The 14,660-nt window shown below is 73.0% G+C and carries 17 protein-coding genes; 2 read left to right on the top strand and 15 right to left on the bottom strand.

Annotated elements, in window-relative coordinates:
* Positions 1-98: 98 nt before the first annotated feature.
* Together Aple_RS09940 and Aple_RS09935 are read left to right on the top strand one after the other, a co-directional pair.
* A complete protein-coding gene (locus tag Aple_RS09940; protein WP_155344222.1) occupies positions 99-1,052 on the top strand; it encodes an aminoglycoside phosphotransferase family protein in 954 nt (317 codons plus the stop codon).
* A gap of 46 nt (positions 1,053-1,098) precedes the next feature.
* Positions 1,099-1,977: a DNA-3-methyladenine glycosylase family protein gene (locus Aple_RS09935; RefSeq protein ID WP_155344221.1), complete on the top strand. Its 879-nt coding sequence runs from the start codon at positions 1,099-1,101 to the stop codon at positions 1,975-1,977.
* On the opposite strand, the gene Aple_RS09930 is transcribed toward Aple_RS09935, so the two are convergent.
* The 15 genes from Aple_RS09930 to Aple_RS09860 form a co-directional block, all read right to left on the bottom strand.
* Positions 1,974-2,963: an ABC transporter ATP-binding protein gene (locus tag Aple_RS09930; protein ID WP_155344220.1), complete on the bottom strand. Its 990-nt coding sequence runs from the start codon at positions 2,961-2,963 to the stop codon at positions 1,974-1,976. The two genes, Aple_RS09935 and Aple_RS09930, sit on opposite strands and share 4 nt — an antisense overlap.
* Positions 2,960-3,952, bottom strand: a complete 993-nt coding sequence (locus Aple_RS09925) for an ABC transporter ATP-binding protein (protein ID WP_155344219.1) — start codon at positions 3,950-3,952, stop codon at positions 2,960-2,962. Before Aple_RS09925 ends, Aple_RS09930 begins: the two co-directional genes overlap by 4 nt.
* Complete coding sequence (locus Aple_RS09920; protein WP_218038216.1) at positions 3,949-4,845, bottom strand: ABC transporter permease; 897 nt, start codon at positions 4,843-4,845, stop codon at positions 3,949-3,951. Before Aple_RS09920 ends, Aple_RS09925 begins: the two co-directional genes overlap by 4 nt.
* A complete protein-coding gene (locus tag Aple_RS09915; protein WP_155344218.1) occupies positions 4,842-5,789 on the bottom strand; it encodes an ABC transporter permease in 948 nt (315 codons plus the stop codon). Before Aple_RS09915 ends, Aple_RS09920 begins: the two co-directional genes overlap by 4 nt.
* A gap of 315 nt (positions 5,790-6,104) precedes the next feature.
* Positions 6,105-6,887: an IclR family transcriptional regulator gene (locus Aple_RS09910; RefSeq protein ID WP_155344217.1), complete on the bottom strand. Its 783-nt coding sequence runs from the start codon at positions 6,885-6,887 to the stop codon at positions 6,105-6,107.
* A gap of 68 nt (positions 6,888-6,955) precedes the next feature.
* Entirely contained in the window at positions 6,956-7,582 is a 627-nt protein-coding gene (locus Aple_RS09905) for an RraA family protein (protein WP_155344216.1), read from the bottom strand.
* Positions 7,575-8,546, bottom strand: a complete 972-nt coding sequence (locus tag Aple_RS09900; RefSeq protein WP_246264321.1) for a PDR/VanB family oxidoreductase — start codon at positions 8,544-8,546, stop codon at positions 7,575-7,577. The genes Aple_RS09905 and Aple_RS09900 overlap by 8 nt, the downstream gene beginning before the upstream one ends.
* The gene (locus Aple_RS09895) at positions 8,515-8,766 is read right to left on the bottom strand and encodes a hypothetical protein (RefSeq protein WP_155344215.1); all 252 of its coding nucleotides are present in this window, start codon (positions 8,764-8,766) and stop codon (positions 8,515-8,517) included. Before Aple_RS09895 ends, Aple_RS09900 begins: the two co-directional genes overlap by 32 nt.
* A complete protein-coding gene (locus tag Aple_RS09890) occupies positions 8,763-10,379 on the bottom strand; it encodes a UGSC family (seleno)protein (protein WP_155344214.1) in 1,617 nt (538 codons plus the stop codon). The genes Aple_RS09895 and Aple_RS09890 overlap by 4 nt, the downstream gene beginning before the upstream one ends.
* Positions 10,376-11,029, bottom strand: coding sequence for an RraA family protein (locus tag Aple_RS09885; protein ID WP_155344213.1), 654 nt, complete (start codon positions 11,027-11,029; stop codon positions 10,376-10,378). The genes Aple_RS09890 and Aple_RS09885 overlap by 4 nt, the downstream gene beginning before the upstream one ends.
* Positions 11,026-11,688 (bottom strand): RraA family protein, encoded by a 663-nt coding sequence (locus tag Aple_RS09880; protein WP_218038215.1) that lies wholly within the window; start codon positions 11,686-11,688, stop codon positions 11,026-11,028. Before Aple_RS09880 ends, Aple_RS09885 begins: the two co-directional genes overlap by 4 nt.
* A complete protein-coding gene (locus Aple_RS09875; protein WP_155344212.1) occupies positions 11,685-12,098 on the bottom strand; it encodes a Zn-ribbon domain-containing OB-fold protein in 414 nt (137 codons plus the stop codon). The genes Aple_RS09880 and Aple_RS09875 overlap by 4 nt, the downstream gene beginning before the upstream one ends.
* Positions 12,095-13,252, bottom strand: coding sequence for a thiolase domain-containing protein (locus tag Aple_RS09870; protein WP_155344211.1), 1,158 nt, complete (start codon positions 13,250-13,252; stop codon positions 12,095-12,097). The genes Aple_RS09875 and Aple_RS09870 overlap by 4 nt, the downstream gene beginning before the upstream one ends.
* Positions 13,249-13,896: a 3-oxoacid CoA-transferase subunit B gene (locus tag Aple_RS09865; protein WP_218038214.1), complete on the bottom strand. Its 648-nt coding sequence runs from the start codon at positions 13,894-13,896 to the stop codon at positions 13,249-13,251. The genes Aple_RS09870 and Aple_RS09865 overlap by 4 nt, the downstream gene beginning before the upstream one ends.
* On the bottom strand, positions 13,893-14,624 hold the full coding sequence (locus Aple_RS09860) for a CoA transferase subunit A (protein WP_170321376.1): 732 nt from the start codon (positions 14,622-14,624) through the stop codon (positions 13,893-13,895). The genes Aple_RS09865 and Aple_RS09860 overlap by 4 nt, the downstream gene beginning before the upstream one ends.
* Between the last annotated feature and the right edge of the window lie 36 nt (positions 14,625-14,660).

Here is a 14,660-nt window from a genome sequence, read left to right as displayed (position 1 = left end):
TAAAGCCTGGGAGGCGAAATCCGAACCGAGTCTCATGAAATGAGAGGGAATGTCCTCCGGCCTGGGATGATTGGAGTTCTTCACGCTTCAATCGCGGGGTGCCGTACAACGCCTGGCGTGGTGCCGTGACCGGGGAGATCGTGGCGCCTGCGTTGCTGGAGTGGGCGGCACGGATGACCGGATGCGGGCGTGTCGAGCGCTGCACGGTGCGTCCTCTGAGCGGTGGCTCGGTTTCGGGCTCGGTGGAGCTGATCACGCTGCATATGGTCGGCGCCGGATCGGCAACGCGGGAAGTCCAGATGGTGCGCAAGCGTGCTTTTCCCCACGAGGTCGCCGGGCTGGCAGCGGCGCAGGAAATTCGGCGGAACGCGACCGCGATCCCTGAGCTGATCGCTTCGGGTGACGACCATGACGGGCCGTGGCTCATCATCCCCTTTACCTCCGGGACGCTGCTTTCCGACCAGGACGCGCCGCCGCCGGGGAGCCTGTTCGACTCGCTGGCTCGTCTGCACGGCCACTTCCGCGGCGCGGCGAACGTGCCCGCCGGTCTGCCCCGGGTAGATGCCCGATGGTGGCGGCAGTTGTGTCACGAGTGGGTTCTCCCCCAGCTCGACCGGCATGGTGGCCGCCACCCCTCGGCCACCATCACGCGAGCCTCCGCGCTTGTCTCACTTATCGCCGCCCATCCCGTGGTTCCGCGAACGCTCGCTCAGCTGAGCCCCACTCTGCTGCACGGCGACGTACACCCCGGCAATGTCCTCGTCAACGGGCAGGAGGCGTGGCTGATCGACTGGGGCAGCAGCCGGATCGGCCCGGCCATGCTCGACCTCGCTAACCTGGTCACCTTCGATTCCGAGGAGTTCGCCGGCTACCGCGAGGCCTGGGAACAGTCGACCGGACTCCCCCTCGACGCCCGCTCCGCCGATCTCGGCTACCGATGGGCCGCCCTGCAGATCCCCATCCAGTACCTGCCCTGGATGATCGAGAATCTGACGGCAGCCGAGGTCGAGACCGCCCTCGACCGCGCCGAACAGGCACTCGCCGTGCTGTGAACCCACTCACCGACAGCCTGTCAGTGCGGGCCCCTACCATACGCGCATGACTTCGCACGGATTCACGATCACCGCCAAGGGCCCGTTCGAATTCGGGGCCTCGTTGCGGTTTGTGGAGGATTGGCCGGCTACCAGTGGGCTGCCCTCTGGTGGGAAGGCGCTGCGGTTTGCTTACTGTGCTGAGTCCGACTGGCTGCCGATCGGGGTGAGCGTGACGGCCGCGCCAGACGGAGTGGCGGTTGCCACGACGCGGGCCGCGGGGCCGGGAGTGCGGGGGGAGGTGGCGCGGATTCTTTCTCTTGATGTGGACGGCTCGGGGTTCGGTGAGCTTGGTGAGGGCGATCCTGTGCTCGGTGAGCTGCAGCGGGCGAGGCCGGGGCTGCGGCCGGTGTGTTTCTGGAGTGCGTGGGAGGCGGCGTGCTGGGCGGTGATCGTGCAGCGCTCGTCGATGGTCATCGCCTCGCGGCTCAAGCAGCGCATCGCGGAGCGGTACGGCGCGAGGGTCACCGTGGACGGGCAGGAGTACGCGGCCTTCCCGCCGCCGGTGACGCTGCTGGAGGCCGGTGGTCTCGGCCTGACCGCGCAGAAGGAGGAATGGCTGCGCGGGCTGGCGCGGGCGGCGCTGGACGGGGTGCTCACCACTGAGCACCTGCGCTCGGTCGGTCCCGAGGAGGCCCTGGCGGAACTGCGGACGCTGGCCGGTGTGGGGCCGTTCTCCGCGGGGCTGATCCTGATCCGCGGCGCGGGCGCGCCGGACGCGTTTCCCGGCGACGAGCCGCGCCTGTTCGCGATCCTGCGCGAGGCGTACGGCCTGCCGGAGGACGCGCCGCCGGCCGCCTACCGGAAGCTGGCCGAGGCGTGGCGGCCCTACCGGTCCTGGGCCTCCTTCCTGTTCCGGGCGTCCGCCTATGGCGTAATGGATTAGGCGCGGTGGACGCAGGCCACGACGTGCTCCGCGCCGACCGGGACCAGCGGCGGGTCGGTGATCGCGCACTCCGGTGTCGCGATCGGGCAGCGGGTGCGGAAGCGGCAGCCGGACGGCAGGTCGATCGGGCTCGGCGGATCGCCCGTCAGCACGATGCGGGTGCCGCGGCGCGGGGTCATCGGGTCCGGTTCCGGCACCGCGGACAGCAGGGCCTGGGTATAGGGGTGCCGGGGCTCGCCGATCAGGTCGCCGACCGCTCCCTCCTCGACCACGCGGCCGAGATACATCACGGCCACGCGGTGCGACAGGTGCTTGATCGTCGTGACGTCGTGCGAGATGAGGATCATCGCCTGGCCGGCGTCCTCCTGGAGCCGCAGCAGCAGGTTGAGGATCTCCGAGCGGGTCGACAGGTCGAGCGCCGAGGTCGGCTCGTCCGCGATCAGGAGCTTGGGCTCCAGCGCCAGCGCCCTGGCGATGCAGACCCGCTGCCGCTGGCCGCCGGAGAGCTGGCTCGGGTAGCGGGTGACGAGGGCCGGGTCCAGGGCCACCCGTTCGAGCAGTTCCGCCGCCCGGCCGTACATCTCGCGGCGTAGGCACCGGCCGTGCGCGAGGAGCGGCTCGGCGACCGCGTGTCCGATCGTCTTGGTGGGGTCGAGCGCCGAGTACGGATTCTGGAAGATCATCTGCATGTCGGCGCGGGCCTGCCGCAGCCGCCTGCCGCGGATGTCGGTCAGCTCGCGCCCGCCGATCTCGACCGTGCCGGAGTCGGGGGTGAGCAGCCGGGCGACGAGCCTGCCGACCGTGCTCTTGCCCGAACCGGACTCGCCGACGATGCCCAGCGTCTGGCCGGGGTAGGCGGTGAGGTCCACGCCGTCGACGGCGTGCAGCCGCTCGACCGTGCGCCCCACCAGGTTCCGCCGGACCGGGAACGTCTTGACCAGCGCTCTGGCCCGGACGACCGGCGCGGCCGTCACAGAGACGCTCATGAGCGACTCCCTAACACCAGTTCGCCGGCGGCGACCCGGTCGCAGAACGTGAAATGGGCGTCATCGTTGACGGCGCCGAGCTGCGGTTCGGCGCAGCACGGCTCGGCGTAGGAGCATCGCGGCCGGAACCGGCAGCCGGTCGGCAGCGCGCCGCCGGCCGGGACGCGCCCGGGGATGACGTTCAGCGTCGTCCGCGCGTGACCGGCCTGCGGCACCGCCCGCAGGAGCGCCTCGGTGTACGGATGCCGCGGGGCGTGGAACAGCTTCTTGGCCGAGGCGCGTTCGACGACGTGCCCGGCGTACATCACCACGACGTCCGCGCAGAAGTCGGCGACGACGCCGAGGTCGTGGGTGACCAGCAGGACGCCCAGGCCGAGGTCGCGCCGCAGGTCCTCCAGCAGCGTGAGGATGTCGGCCTGCACGGTGGCGTCGAGCGCGGTGGTCGGCTCGTCGGCCAGCACGACGGCCGGTTCGCACGCGATCGCGGCGGCGATCATCACGCGTTGCTGCATTCCGCCGCTCATCTCGTGCGGGTACGCCCGGGCGCGCGTCGCGGCGTTCGGGATGCCCACCCGGTCCAGCAGTTCCACCGCCCTGGCGCGCGCCGTACGACGCGACTCGCCGAGGTGCATCCTGCGTGACTCGCCGATCTGGTCGCCCACGGTCATCGTCGGGTTCAGGCTGCTCATCGGCTCCTGGAAGATGGCGCCGATCGTACGGCCCCTGAGGCCGCGCAGGGTGCGCTCGCCGGCGCTCAGGACGTCCACCCCGCCGAGCGTGATCGACCCGGCGGAGACCCGCATGCGCGGCGGCAGCAGGCCGAGGACGGCCAGCGAGGTGAGCGTCTTGCCGCAGCCGGACTCCCCGATCAGCGCCACCGACTGGCCGCGGCTGACGTCGAAGTCCACGTCCTGCACGAGGGCGCGCCGGCCGGGGCGGCCGGTGAAGTCGATGACGAGCCCGCGCACCGACAGGACCGGATCCGTCACGAGTGCCTCCCGGTGGTGATCACATCGCGCAGGGTGTCGCCCAGCACGTTGAAGGCGAGCACGGTCAGGGCCAGCGCCACGCCGGGCGCGACCCCGCCGAACGGATCCCTGAACTGGTTCTGGTACGCGGCGGAGAGCATCGACCCCCAGCTCGTGTCGGGCGGCTGGACCCCCAGGCCGATGAAGCTCAGGCTCGCCTCGGCGAGCAGGGCGACGCCCATCAGGATCGTGGCCTGGACCAGCAGCGGCGCCGCGACGTTGGGCAGCAGGTGCACCCACAGCATGCGGCCGGTGGAGCAGCCGATCGACTCCGCCGACTCCATGAAGGTCTCGCGGGAGACGGCGAGCGCGGCGCCGCGAACGACGCGGAACAGGCTCGGCGCGAACGCGATGCCGACCGCGATCATCGAGTTGACCAGCCCGGGGCCGAGCATGGCGATGATGGCCATGGACAGCGCCAGCGCGGGCAGGCTCATCAGCGCGTCGGCGAGGCGGCCCGCCGCCGCGTCGACCAGACCGCGGCGCAGGCCGGCCAGCAGCGCGATCGGCACGCTCAGGACGGCGGCGGTCGTGATCGCGATGAGCGGGGCGAGCAGGGCGATCCGCGAGGCGGTCATCATGCGGCTGAGCACGTCGCGGCCGAACTCGTCGGTGCCGAGCAGGTGGGTCAGGCTCGGCCCGGCGAACCGGTTGCCGAGGTCCTGTACGACAGGGTCGTACGGAACCACGAACTCCCCCGCGACCGCGACGAACAGCAACAGGAGCAGAAACAGCCCGGCGGCCACGCTGGCGGGGCTGCTCAGGAACGCGTGCGCGATCTCCCGCAGCGGGGAACGGGCGGGCGTGGCGATCGGCTCCCGCCGGACCGCGGTGTCCGTCACAGTGTCCGTCACGACGCACGCACCTTCGGGTTGACCCACTGGTAGGCCAGGTCGACGACCAGGTTGACGGTGACCATCACGACCGCGGCCAGCAGGACGTACCCCTGGATCATGGTGTAGTCGCGGTCCTGTACGGCGCGGAGCGCCAGGGTGCCGATCCCGCTGACGCCGGCGACGGCCTCGACGATGATCACGCCGCCCAGCAGGTGGCCGGCCTGCAGGCCGATCACGGTGATGACGGGGATCGAGGCGTTGCGCAGCACGTGCCGGCGCACCAGGAGCGCTCCCCACGCGCCGCGGGCGCGCGCGGTCCGCACGTACGGCTCGGCCATGACGTCGGCGATGGAGCCGCGCGCCTGCCTGGCGATCTGCGCCGCGGTGGCCAGCGCCAGGGCGGAGCCGGGCAGCAGGATGTGCTGGAGCCACGGGCCGAAGCCCTCGCTGAGCGCGGTGTAGCCGGTCGCGGGGAGCAGGCGGAGCTTCATCGCGAAGATCGAGATGAGCAGCATGGCCACCCAGAAGCCGGGGACGGCGATCCCGATGGTCGTCATGGCGGTCACCGCGCGGTCCAGCCAGCTCCCCCGGTTCAGGCCCGCGACCACGCCCGCGCCGACGCCGATCACGATCGCCAGCAGCAGGGCGGTGAGCGCGATGGACAGCGTGGGGGGCACGGCGTTGGCGATCGACTCGGCCACGGGGCGGGGCGAGGTCAGGGAGGTGCCGAGGTCTCCGCGCACCACCTGGGAGAGCCAGCGCGCGTACTGGGTGAACAGGGGCTGGTCGAGCCCGAGTTGCCGGCGGATGACCTCGACCTGCTCGGCGGTGGCGTTCTCCCCCGCCGCGGTCCTGGCGGGGTCGCCGGGGATCAGGCGCACCATCAGGAATGTCAGCACCGAGACGAGCCAGAGCACGAGGACCCCCGCGGCGATGCGGCGGGCGATGGCGGTGAGGCTCATGGGCGCACCGGATCGGCCTGCCGCCGGGCGACCGGTAAGGACGGATGACGAACCATGGCGTTCCCTCCAATATCGTCCAGATTGTGAACACCATGTTCAAATTTGATTGCACGAAGCCTACGTCGGCAATGTGCACGGCACAAGGTCTTGCTCGCGGCAATCCGCTTCACCGGCCCTGGCGTGCGTCACAGCGGCGCCGGCGCCGCCGTGAACACAGGCCGGGGCCGCGGTTCACTTGGTGAACCGGCGGACAGGGGAAACATGCCGATCAGCGCGGGCCACCGAGCGCGGTGCCGGTGGCCGGCAGCAGCCGGGTCAGGAGATGCCGAGGAGGAATTCGGGGACCTGGCCGCCGAGGCCGGCGGTGAGCCGGTCGGCCGTCTCGCGCAGGCGGCCGGCGCGCTCGGGCACCGCGGCGTCGGTGGTGGTGCCGGCCAGCCCGACGACCGCCAGCGAGGCGCACAGGCCGGCGGCGTCGAAGACGGGGGCCGCGACGGCGACGATGCCGACGTCGCGGTGGCGCATCACCGCCAGCCCCGTCTCCCGCGCCTGCGCCAAGTGCTCGTCGAACGCCGCCCGCGCGGCCGGCTTGAGCCGGGCGCGCTTGGCGTCGGCGTGCGTGGCCTCCGGTGGGAGGAAGGCGGCGAAGAGGACGCCTTGGGCGGTGTCGAAGGGCAGCACCGTGCCGACCCGCACCGTCAGGACCGCCTCGGCGAGCTGCGGCTCCGCCACGTGCACCACCATCGGTCCGGTCGAGGCCCACAGGCTGAGCGCCACCGTGGCGCCCAGCTCGTCGCTGAGCGCGGCCATGGACCGCGGCGCGATCGCGAGCACGCCCGCCGACCCCGTGGCCATCGCGCCCAGCTTCATCGCCAGCGGGCCGACCATATAGCTGGAGTGCCTGCTGCCGGGCTCCAGCAGCCCGACCGCGGCCATCGAGGTCAGGTAGCGGTGGGTCGTGGTGCGGTTCAGGCCGAGCGCGGCGGCGACGTCGGCCGTGACCAGCTCGGTCCGGTCGACGTTGAACAGCCCGAGGATCCGGCTGGTCCTGGTGACCGCCTGGATGTCGGCCTGGCCCGGCTCGTCAAACTCCCGCATCGAAACCGCCGCTCTCGATACCACTACCAACGACGGACAGCCTACCGGTCACCAAGTGAACATCATGTTCATTCGCCCAGTCGCGGTAGGCCGTAGATGTCCAGCGTGGTCTCGCCGTCGCCCAGCCGGGTGAGGATCTCCCGCTCCGCGGTCTCCCTGGCGTGGGACGCGGCCAGCACCTCGGCGGCGCGGGGCCGCGGCACCACCACGACCCCGTCCGCGTCGCCGAGCACGAGGTCGCCGGGGTCGACGTCCACGGACCCGCCGGCGGCGCGGAACCGCAGCCGGCACCCCTGCGCCTGCGCCAGCGACGGGTCCTTGGTCGTGCCGCGCACGCTCAGGCCGCGCGCGAACACCGGCCATCCGGACGCGGCGATCGCCTCGGCGTCGCGCACGCAGCCGTCGATGACCAGCCCCGCCAGTCCGCGGGCCAGCGCGGCCCGCACCATGACCTCGCCGACGTAGCCGGCCTCGAACCAGCCGCCGGTCTGGCAGACCACGACGGCGCCGGGCGGGGCCAGGGCGAGGGCGTGGTGCAGCGCGAGGTTGTCCCGCTGCCCGCACAGCACGGTGTACGCCGGGCCGCACACGGTGGCCCCCGCCGCCCCCACCGGCCGGATGGCCGCAGGCAGCGCACCGATCCTGCCGCCCGCTTCGTGCGCGGTCGCCGTGGGGACGAACCGCCATTCAGACATCAAGCACCAGCTTCTCGCTCAGCGCCCGGGAACAGCAGATCATCATCGTCTCTCCCGCCTCCCGCTCGCCCTCGGTGAGCAGCGAGTCCCGGTGGTCCGGTATCCCGTCCAGCACGGCCGTCTCGCAGGTGCCGCAGATACCCTCCCGGCACGAGCTGGGCACGGGAACGCCCGCCGCCTCCAGCGCCGCCAGGATCGTGCTGTCCCCGCCGACCCGGACCGTCACACCCGACCGCCCGCACACCACCTCGATGGCCCGCTCGCCGCCCTCGGGCGCCGCGACCTGGACCGGGCGGAACCGCTCGATGCGCGGGGGGCCGAACCCGCGCGCGCGGGCGCGCTCCCCGATCGCCGCCAGCAGCGGCTCGGGACCGCAGCAGTACACGGCGGTCGGCGCGGGGTCGTGGCGGTCCAGCGCCTCGTCGAGGTCGAGCAGGCCGGCCTCGTCCTGCGGGTGGATCCGCACCCGCTCGCCGTACGGGCGGAGCCGGTCGAGGAAGGCCATGGACGGGCGGCGGCGGCCGCCGTACAGCAGCTCCCATTCGGCGCCGGCAGCGGTGGCCGCGGCGAGCATCGGCAGCACGGGCGTGATGCCGATGCCGCCCGCGACGAACAGGTAGCGCGGCGAGGGCACGAGCGGGAAGTTGTTGCGCGGCCGCGACACCTCGACCAGCTCGCCGGGCCGCAGGCTGTGGTGGACGTAGCGGGTGCAGCCCCGGCTCGGGTCCTCCAGGAGGACGCCCAGCCTGTACTCCCCGAGGTCGCCGGGGTCGCCGCACAGCGAGAACTGCCGTGGCGGCGACCCCGGCACCGTCAGGTCGACGTGGGCGCCGGGCGACCACGGCGGCAGCCGCCCGCCGTCCGGGTCGCGCAACCCCAGCGAGAGCACGCCCTCGGCCTCACAGGCCATGGAGCGCACGCGCAGCCGCATCTCAGCGCCGGCACGGCTCGGCCGCGCGCTCACCCGGATAGACCAGGTCGCGCACGCGGTAGCCGGTGCCGGACAGGCAGTCGTCGGCGACGTCGCGCATGAACTCCTTGGGCACGATGCACTCCTGGCACGCCTCCTCGCGCGCGACCACCTCGACGTCCACGGACGCGGCGTCGACGATCGTGGCCCGCATCAGGTAGTCCTGGCCGATCATGCCCTGCAACCGGCTCATCGCCTCGGGCAAAGAGTTCATGGTCGCCTCTCCGGAGTCGGTGTGATCGCGCGGGTGACGGGGACGCTGCTGGGATGGCTGGGGATGAGGGTGGCGTGGGTGGGCTCCGGCCCGCCGACGACGACCACGAACAGGTGCGAGGGGTCCTTGACCGTGTAGACCAGGCCGTCGTGCTGCACGAACTCGTACGGCGGGTCCGGATGGGCCGAACGCGGGAAACGCTCGATCGGCAGCGTCGACCGCTTCCAGATCTCGGCCGCGACATCGGCCTTGGACAGACCAGCGGCGGCCAGCGCCCGCGCGTGCCCCGGGGTGATCAGGACCGCGACGGTGCCCCGGCCCATCACGACGTTGGGGTTGCCCATGAAGGCGAGCCCGTCGGCGAACAGGCTGAGCATGGCGTCGGCGTCCTGGCGCGGCGTGAGCAGGTTCATGCTGCCGGTCGCGCCGAGCAGCGTGACGGCGCTCCCGGCCGGGTCCACGCCGCGGTCGGCGTGCAGCGGCGCCCACGGCGAGCCCTGCTCGTTCTCGGCGAAGCAGAAGGAGAACCGGCCGGGCTGGCCCATGATGGACTTGGAGATGCTCCCGGGCGTGGCTCCGCCGATGTTGTTGATCAGCAGCCGCAGCGTGCGGCCGATCGCGACGTTGGCCCGCCACCCGTGACCCAGGGCGCCGCGGCCCGCGTTCACCCCGGCCGCGCCGCCGACCGGCCCGTTGACGATCACCAGCGGGGTGGACGGACCGGTGGTCGTGGCGATGCCGTTGAGGTTGAACCGCGGTTCGCAGGCGGCGCGCACCATCGCCACCAGGATCGGCATCACCTCCGGCACGGCGCCCGCCATGACGGCGTTGACGGCCAGCGACTCGTAGGTGACGCCGAAGCCGGTGGGCGGCATCATGGCGATGACCTCGCCCGGGTCCACGGGGCCGAGCGCGGCGAGCAGCCGCTCCACCCTGGGCACGGTGGGCAGCCGGACGGGCAGGCCGTCGGTCCAGCCGCGCCGGTAGAAGAACTCGTGCGCGGTGTCGTCTTCCGCGTCGTCGGCCGCCTCCACCGCGGCGAACCGCGAGGCGGCCGCCGGGGCCGGGCCGTCGGCCGCCACGGGGACGGTCAGCCCCTCGACGATCTCGTCCACCGCGTCGTCGACCAGGTCGAGCGCCACCCGCAGGTCCACGGTCTCCGGGTTGAGCGGCAGCAGCACCCGCGGGATGGACGACCGTTTCGCCCGGGCCACGGCGGCGGCGAGCTCGGCGAACTCGCTCGTGACGACCAGCACCGCCGGCAGGGACAGGCGGGAGAGTTCCAGGGCGTCGTGGAAGCTCCACGCCGTACAGGATCCGCAGTTGGCCAGGCCGACCACGGCGGCGTCGTTCTCGGCGGCGATCCGGCGCAGCAGCTCCGGGTCGGCGGCCGAGCCGTTGGGGACGATGTACTGCTCGAAGGTGATGCCCTCGTGCCGGTCGGCGAGCAGGGCGGCGAGGTGGTCCACCATCGCGTGCCAGCTCGGCCAGGCGTTCTTGACCAGCGCGACGCGCTTGCCCGCCAGGTCGGGCAGCGGCCCCGGCCCCATCGGCTCGATCGCGTCCGCCGTCGCGGGGGCGTGCGTCGGATCGAACAGCGTGTGTGTCCTCAAGACTCCCTCTCTTGTGCCTGAAGATGGTGGTAACCCGTGCGGGCCCGGGCCTCTCGCAGGGTCAGGCCGGTGGCGACGTGCGCCCTGATCTCGTTCTCCGCGGCGGCGATCGCGGCCGCGACCTCGTGGATCTGGTCGAGCCGGTCGGCCGGGAGGGCGAGCACGCCGTCCCGGTCGCCGATCAGGATGTCGCCGGGGTGCACGCGCACGCCGCCGATGCCTACGGGGCCGCCGATCTCCTCGGCCCTGACCCTGTCCTTGCCGGTACGCATCCAATTGCCCCTGGCGAAGATCGGATAGCCGGTTTCGAGGCTGCGGTCCAGGTCGCGGCAGACGCCGTCGATGACGGTGCCGCCGACGCCGCGGCCTGAGGCGACCGTGGTGAGGATGTCCCCCCAGACGGTGGCGTCGGTCCTGCCGCGGTTGTCGAGCACGACGACGTGGCCGGGCGGCACGTCGTCGATGTAGTCGCCGACGGTGCCGCCGGACAGGCCGTTGGGGCCGTACCGGACGGTGAAGGCGGGACCGGCGACGGTGCCGCCAGGGACCAGCCCGGCGAGGCCGGCGCACTGGCCGGGGATGCCGAGCCGGTCGAGGGCGTCGCTCACGGTGCCGGTGCCGAGCGCGAGCAGCGCCGCGGCTTGTGTCATGACAGCATCTCCTCGTAGTCGCGGCCCATCGCCTCGGCCACGGGCACGCCCGCGCGCACCGCGGCCGCGATGGCGGCCTCCCGCGAGACGATGGCGCGGGCGCGGGCCAGCAGTTCGGGCAGCCGGTCGGCGGGCGCCACGACGACGCCGTTCTCGTCGGCCACCACCAGGTCGCCGGGGCGGACGGTCACCTCGCCGATGACGATCGGCTCGTCCCAGCCGGTCTCGACGACGCGGCCGCGGGCGGTGACCGGCGTCGGGGCGAGACCGAAGACGCCGAAGCCGAGCTCGCGCGCCTCGTCGACGTCGCGTACCGGCCCGCCGACGACGACGCCCTCGATGCCGCGGCGGTGGGCGGCGAGAGACAGGATGCCGCCCCACCCGGCCGGGGCCGTGCCTTCGTACGGTCCCGGGTGGGCCACCACGACGACCTGGCCGGGACCGGCGGAGTCGACCGCCGAGGTGCACAGGTGCCGGGCGGGGACGCCGTCGCCGGCCGGGCCGAGCCGGACCGTGACCGCGCGCCCCGCCACGGCCCGCACGCCGCTCAGCGCGCGCACGCCGGGCAGGACGCCGGGCAGGCCCATGGCGTCCAGCGCGTCCGAAAGCGCGCAGGTGCCGAGCCCGGCCGCCTCCCGCACCGCGTCGTCGGCCGTCACGACTCGCTCCCGTCATCGGGGCGGAAGCGCAGGATGACGGCGCCGTCCGCGCCGGTCTCGATCGCCGCGCGGACCCGCATGCCGATGCGGACCTCCGCGGGCGGGACGCCGACGACGTGCGTCAGCAGCCGCGGCCCCTCCGCCAGGGTCACGTAGGCGAGCGCGTACGGCCCGCTGTCGCGGTACGGCCCGGCGGGCCGCCGCACGACGGTGGCGCTGTAGACCACGCCGCGCCCTGTGGCGGCCCGCCATTCGACCTCGAGGTCCCCGCCGACACGCGGGTACCACAGCACCTCCCCGGTCTTTCGGCTGTACGGCAACCGCAACTCCCCATCGGCCAGCGCCCGCCAGTACGGCTCGAGCCCCGGCGTGATCGTCGCCGCCGGCACCGGCAGCGCGGCTCGGCTCACGTGTCCTCCTGACCGAGTAGCAACGTGCTGCTGAAATGGCGGCTCCCGATCGCCTTGCCGATCCCCTGCACGAGCGCCACCTGGACGTCGGGGAGCTGCACCGGCGCGTTGGCCTCCCCGCGCAGCTGGCGCACGGCTTCGATGATCTTCACCATGCCGCCGCGCGAGCCGGGATGGTTGTTGCACAGGCCGCCGCCGTCGGTGTTCACCGCCAGCTTCCCGACATGCGCCCGCAGGCCGCCGTCGGCCACGAACCGGCCGCCCTCCCCCTTCCCGCAGAAACCGAGATCCTCCAGGAGCATCAGGACAGTGATCGTGAAGGAGTCGTAGATGGAGGCGTAGTCGACGTCGACCGGCTTCAGGCCCGCCTCGGCGAAGGCCCTCGGCCCGGACCACACCGCTCCGGTGATGGTGACGTCCACGGCGGGTCCCGCGTGCTTGAACGCCTCCGCCTGGCCGAGCACCTTCACCCGGTGCCGGTCCAGCCGGGCCGCCACCTCGGGGCTGACCACGACCACCGCGCCGCCCCCGTCGGTCGTGACGCAGCAGTCCAGCCGGTGCAGCGGGTCCGCGATGAGCGGGGAGTCCAGGACCTCCGCGACGGTCACCGGGTCGCGCAGCAGCGCGTTCGGGTTGTGCTTGGCGTGCTCGGACGCGGCGACCTTCACCTCGGCGAGTTGCGCCGACGTCGTCCCGTACTCGTGCATATGGCGGGCGGCGGCCAGGGCGTACAGGGCTACCGGCGAGATCCCGTACGGAATCTCGAAGGGGTCCTCCGGGCCGCTCACCGCGCGGTGCGGAGGCAGCGAGCGCGGCAGGCCGCCCATCGCGATGACCGCGACCTCGCAGCGGCCCGTCATGATCGCGGCGGTGGCGTGCCCGACGAGGGTCGGGTACGACGCGCCGCCGCTCTCGGTGTCCTCGACGTGCCGCACCCCGCGCAGGCCGAGGTACTCCAGCATGGACAGGCCGCCGAGGCCGGGCTGCTCGGAGGAGCCGAACCAGCCGTCCACGTCGGAAGGCCCAAGGCCCGCGTCGGCCAGCGCGCCGTGCGTCACCTCGGCGAGCACCTGCGGCACCGACGACCCGGTGATCCGGCGCTCGGGATGCTCGTAGGCGCCGACGATGTAGGCGCCGCCCTTGATCCCGCTCATGCTCGGGCCAGCGCGAACGGTGCGCCGGTGCGCTCGCGGACGTAGTCGACGCCGACGCCGGGCGCGAGCTCGCTCAGCACCAGGCCGCCGGGACCGATGTCGAAGACGGCCAGATCGGTGTAGACGCGGTGCACGACGCCGCGGCCGGTCAGCGGGTACTCGCACTTCTCGACGATCTTCGGGGCGCCGGATCGGCGGTCGGTGTGCTCCATCGCGATCCACACCCGGCGCGCCCCGTGCACCAGGTCCATCGCGCCGCCGACCCCGGGACGGCCGCCGGGCACGTGCCAGTTGGCCAGGTCGCCAGCGGCCGAGACCTGCAGCGCGCCCAGGACCGTGACGCTCAGCCGGCCGCTCCTGATGAGCGCGAACGACATCGCGGAGTCGCAGACGGCCGCGCCGGGCAGCAGGGTCGTGTAGCCCTTGCCCGCCTCGGTCAGGTCGGGGTCGCGATCCGCCGGGGCCGGGGCCGCGCCCATGCCGAGCAGCCCGTTCTCGGAGTGGAACACCACCTGCTTGCCGCTTCCGACGTGCTCGGGCACCAGCAACGGGATGCCGAGGCCGACGTTGACGTAGTCACCGTCGGCCAGGTCCGCCGCGACCCGCGCCGCGATCTCCGCCCGGCTCCGCCCCGCCGTGCTCACTCCGGCAGCCCGATCTCCGAAAGGGCCTCGACCATGTGGTCGACGAAGATGCCCGGCAGGTGGACCTCGTCCGGGGGCAGCGCTCCGATGGGCACCACGTTCTCGACCTCCGCGATGGTGATCCGCGCCGCCATGGCGCACAGCGGGTTGAAGTTGCGCGCGGTCAGCCGGAAGACGAGGTTGCCCATCCTGTCCGCCCGGTGGGCGCGGACCAGGGCGACATCGGGGTGCAGGGCGTGCTCCAGCACGTACGTCCGGCCGTCGAACTCGCGGGTCTCCTTGCGCGCGCAGTATTCGGCGACCTCGCCGTCGGGGCCGTACGCGGCGGGGAAGGCGCCCTCGCCGAGGTCGGTGCCGGCACTGGCCGGGGTGTAGAAGGCGGGCAGCCCGGCGCCGGCCGCGCGCAGCCGTTCGGCGAGCGTGCCCTGCGGCACCAGGTCGAGGTGGATGCGCCCGGAGCGGTACTGCTCACCGAAGCGCGCGTGGGCGGGGAACGATCCGGTGAACCTGGCGATGCGTTCCTCGATCAGCAGCCGGGCGAGCCCGCGCTCGCCGATGCCGCAGTTGTTGGAGACCACGTGCACGTCGCGCACGTCGAGATCGCACAGCGCCTCCACGAGCCCGAGCGGCGCGCCGCAGTCGCCGAAGCCGCCGACGGCGATCACCGCGCCCCGCCGTGGCACGTCCGCGAGGGCGTCGGCCACCGACGCGCGCAACTTGTCGATCATTTCCCGCCTCCGATCGCGAGGGACACGCGATCAGCC

It is taken from the genome of Acrocarpospora pleiomorpha, from assembly GCF_009687885.1.
In the GTDB taxonomy this organism is placed as follows: Bacteria; Actinomycetota; Actinomycetes; order Streptosporangiales; family Streptosporangiaceae; genus Acrocarpospora; species Acrocarpospora pleiomorpha.
Note: the sequence above shows the minus strand (reverse complement) of the source record. Positions and strands in the feature narration are given on the sequence as shown.

Bases quoted from the DNA above. Each gene is read 5' to 3' on its own strand.
- Aple_RS09935 (WP_155344221.1), top strand. From the start codon at position 1,099: ATGACTTCGCACGGATTCACGATCACCGCCAAGGGCCCGTTCGAATTC.
- Aple_RS09910 (WP_155344217.1), bottom strand. From the start codon at position 6,887: ATGCGGGAGTTTGACGAGCCGGGCCAGGCCGACATCCAGGCGGTCACC.
- Aple_RS09895 (WP_155344215.1), bottom strand. From the start codon at position 8,766: ATGAACTCTTTGCCCGAGGCGATGAGCCGGTTGCAGGGCATGATCGGC.
- Aple_RS09930 (WP_155344220.1), bottom strand. From the start codon at position 2,963: ATGAGCGTCTCTGTGACGGCCGCGCCGGTCGTCCGGGCCAGAGCGCTG.
- Aple_RS09885 (WP_155344213.1), bottom strand. From the start codon at position 11,029: ATGACACAAGCCGCGGCGCTGCTCGCGCTCGGCACCGGCACCGTGAGC.
- Aple_RS09915 (WP_155344218.1), bottom strand. From the start codon at position 5,789: ATGAGCCTCACCGCCATCGCCCGCCGCATCGCCGCGGGGGTCCTCGTG.
- Aple_RS09905 (WP_155344216.1), bottom strand. From the start codon at position 7,582: ATGTCTGAATGGCGGTTCGTCCCCACGGCGACCGCGCACGAAGCGGGC.
- Aple_RS09870 (WP_155344211.1), bottom strand. From the start codon at position 13,252: ATGAGCGGGATCAAGGGCGGCGCCTACATCGTCGGCGCCTACGAGCAT.
- Aple_RS09860 (WP_170321376.1), bottom strand. From the start codon at position 14,624: ATGATCGACAAGTTGCGCGCGTCGGTGGCCGACGCCCTCGCGGACGTG.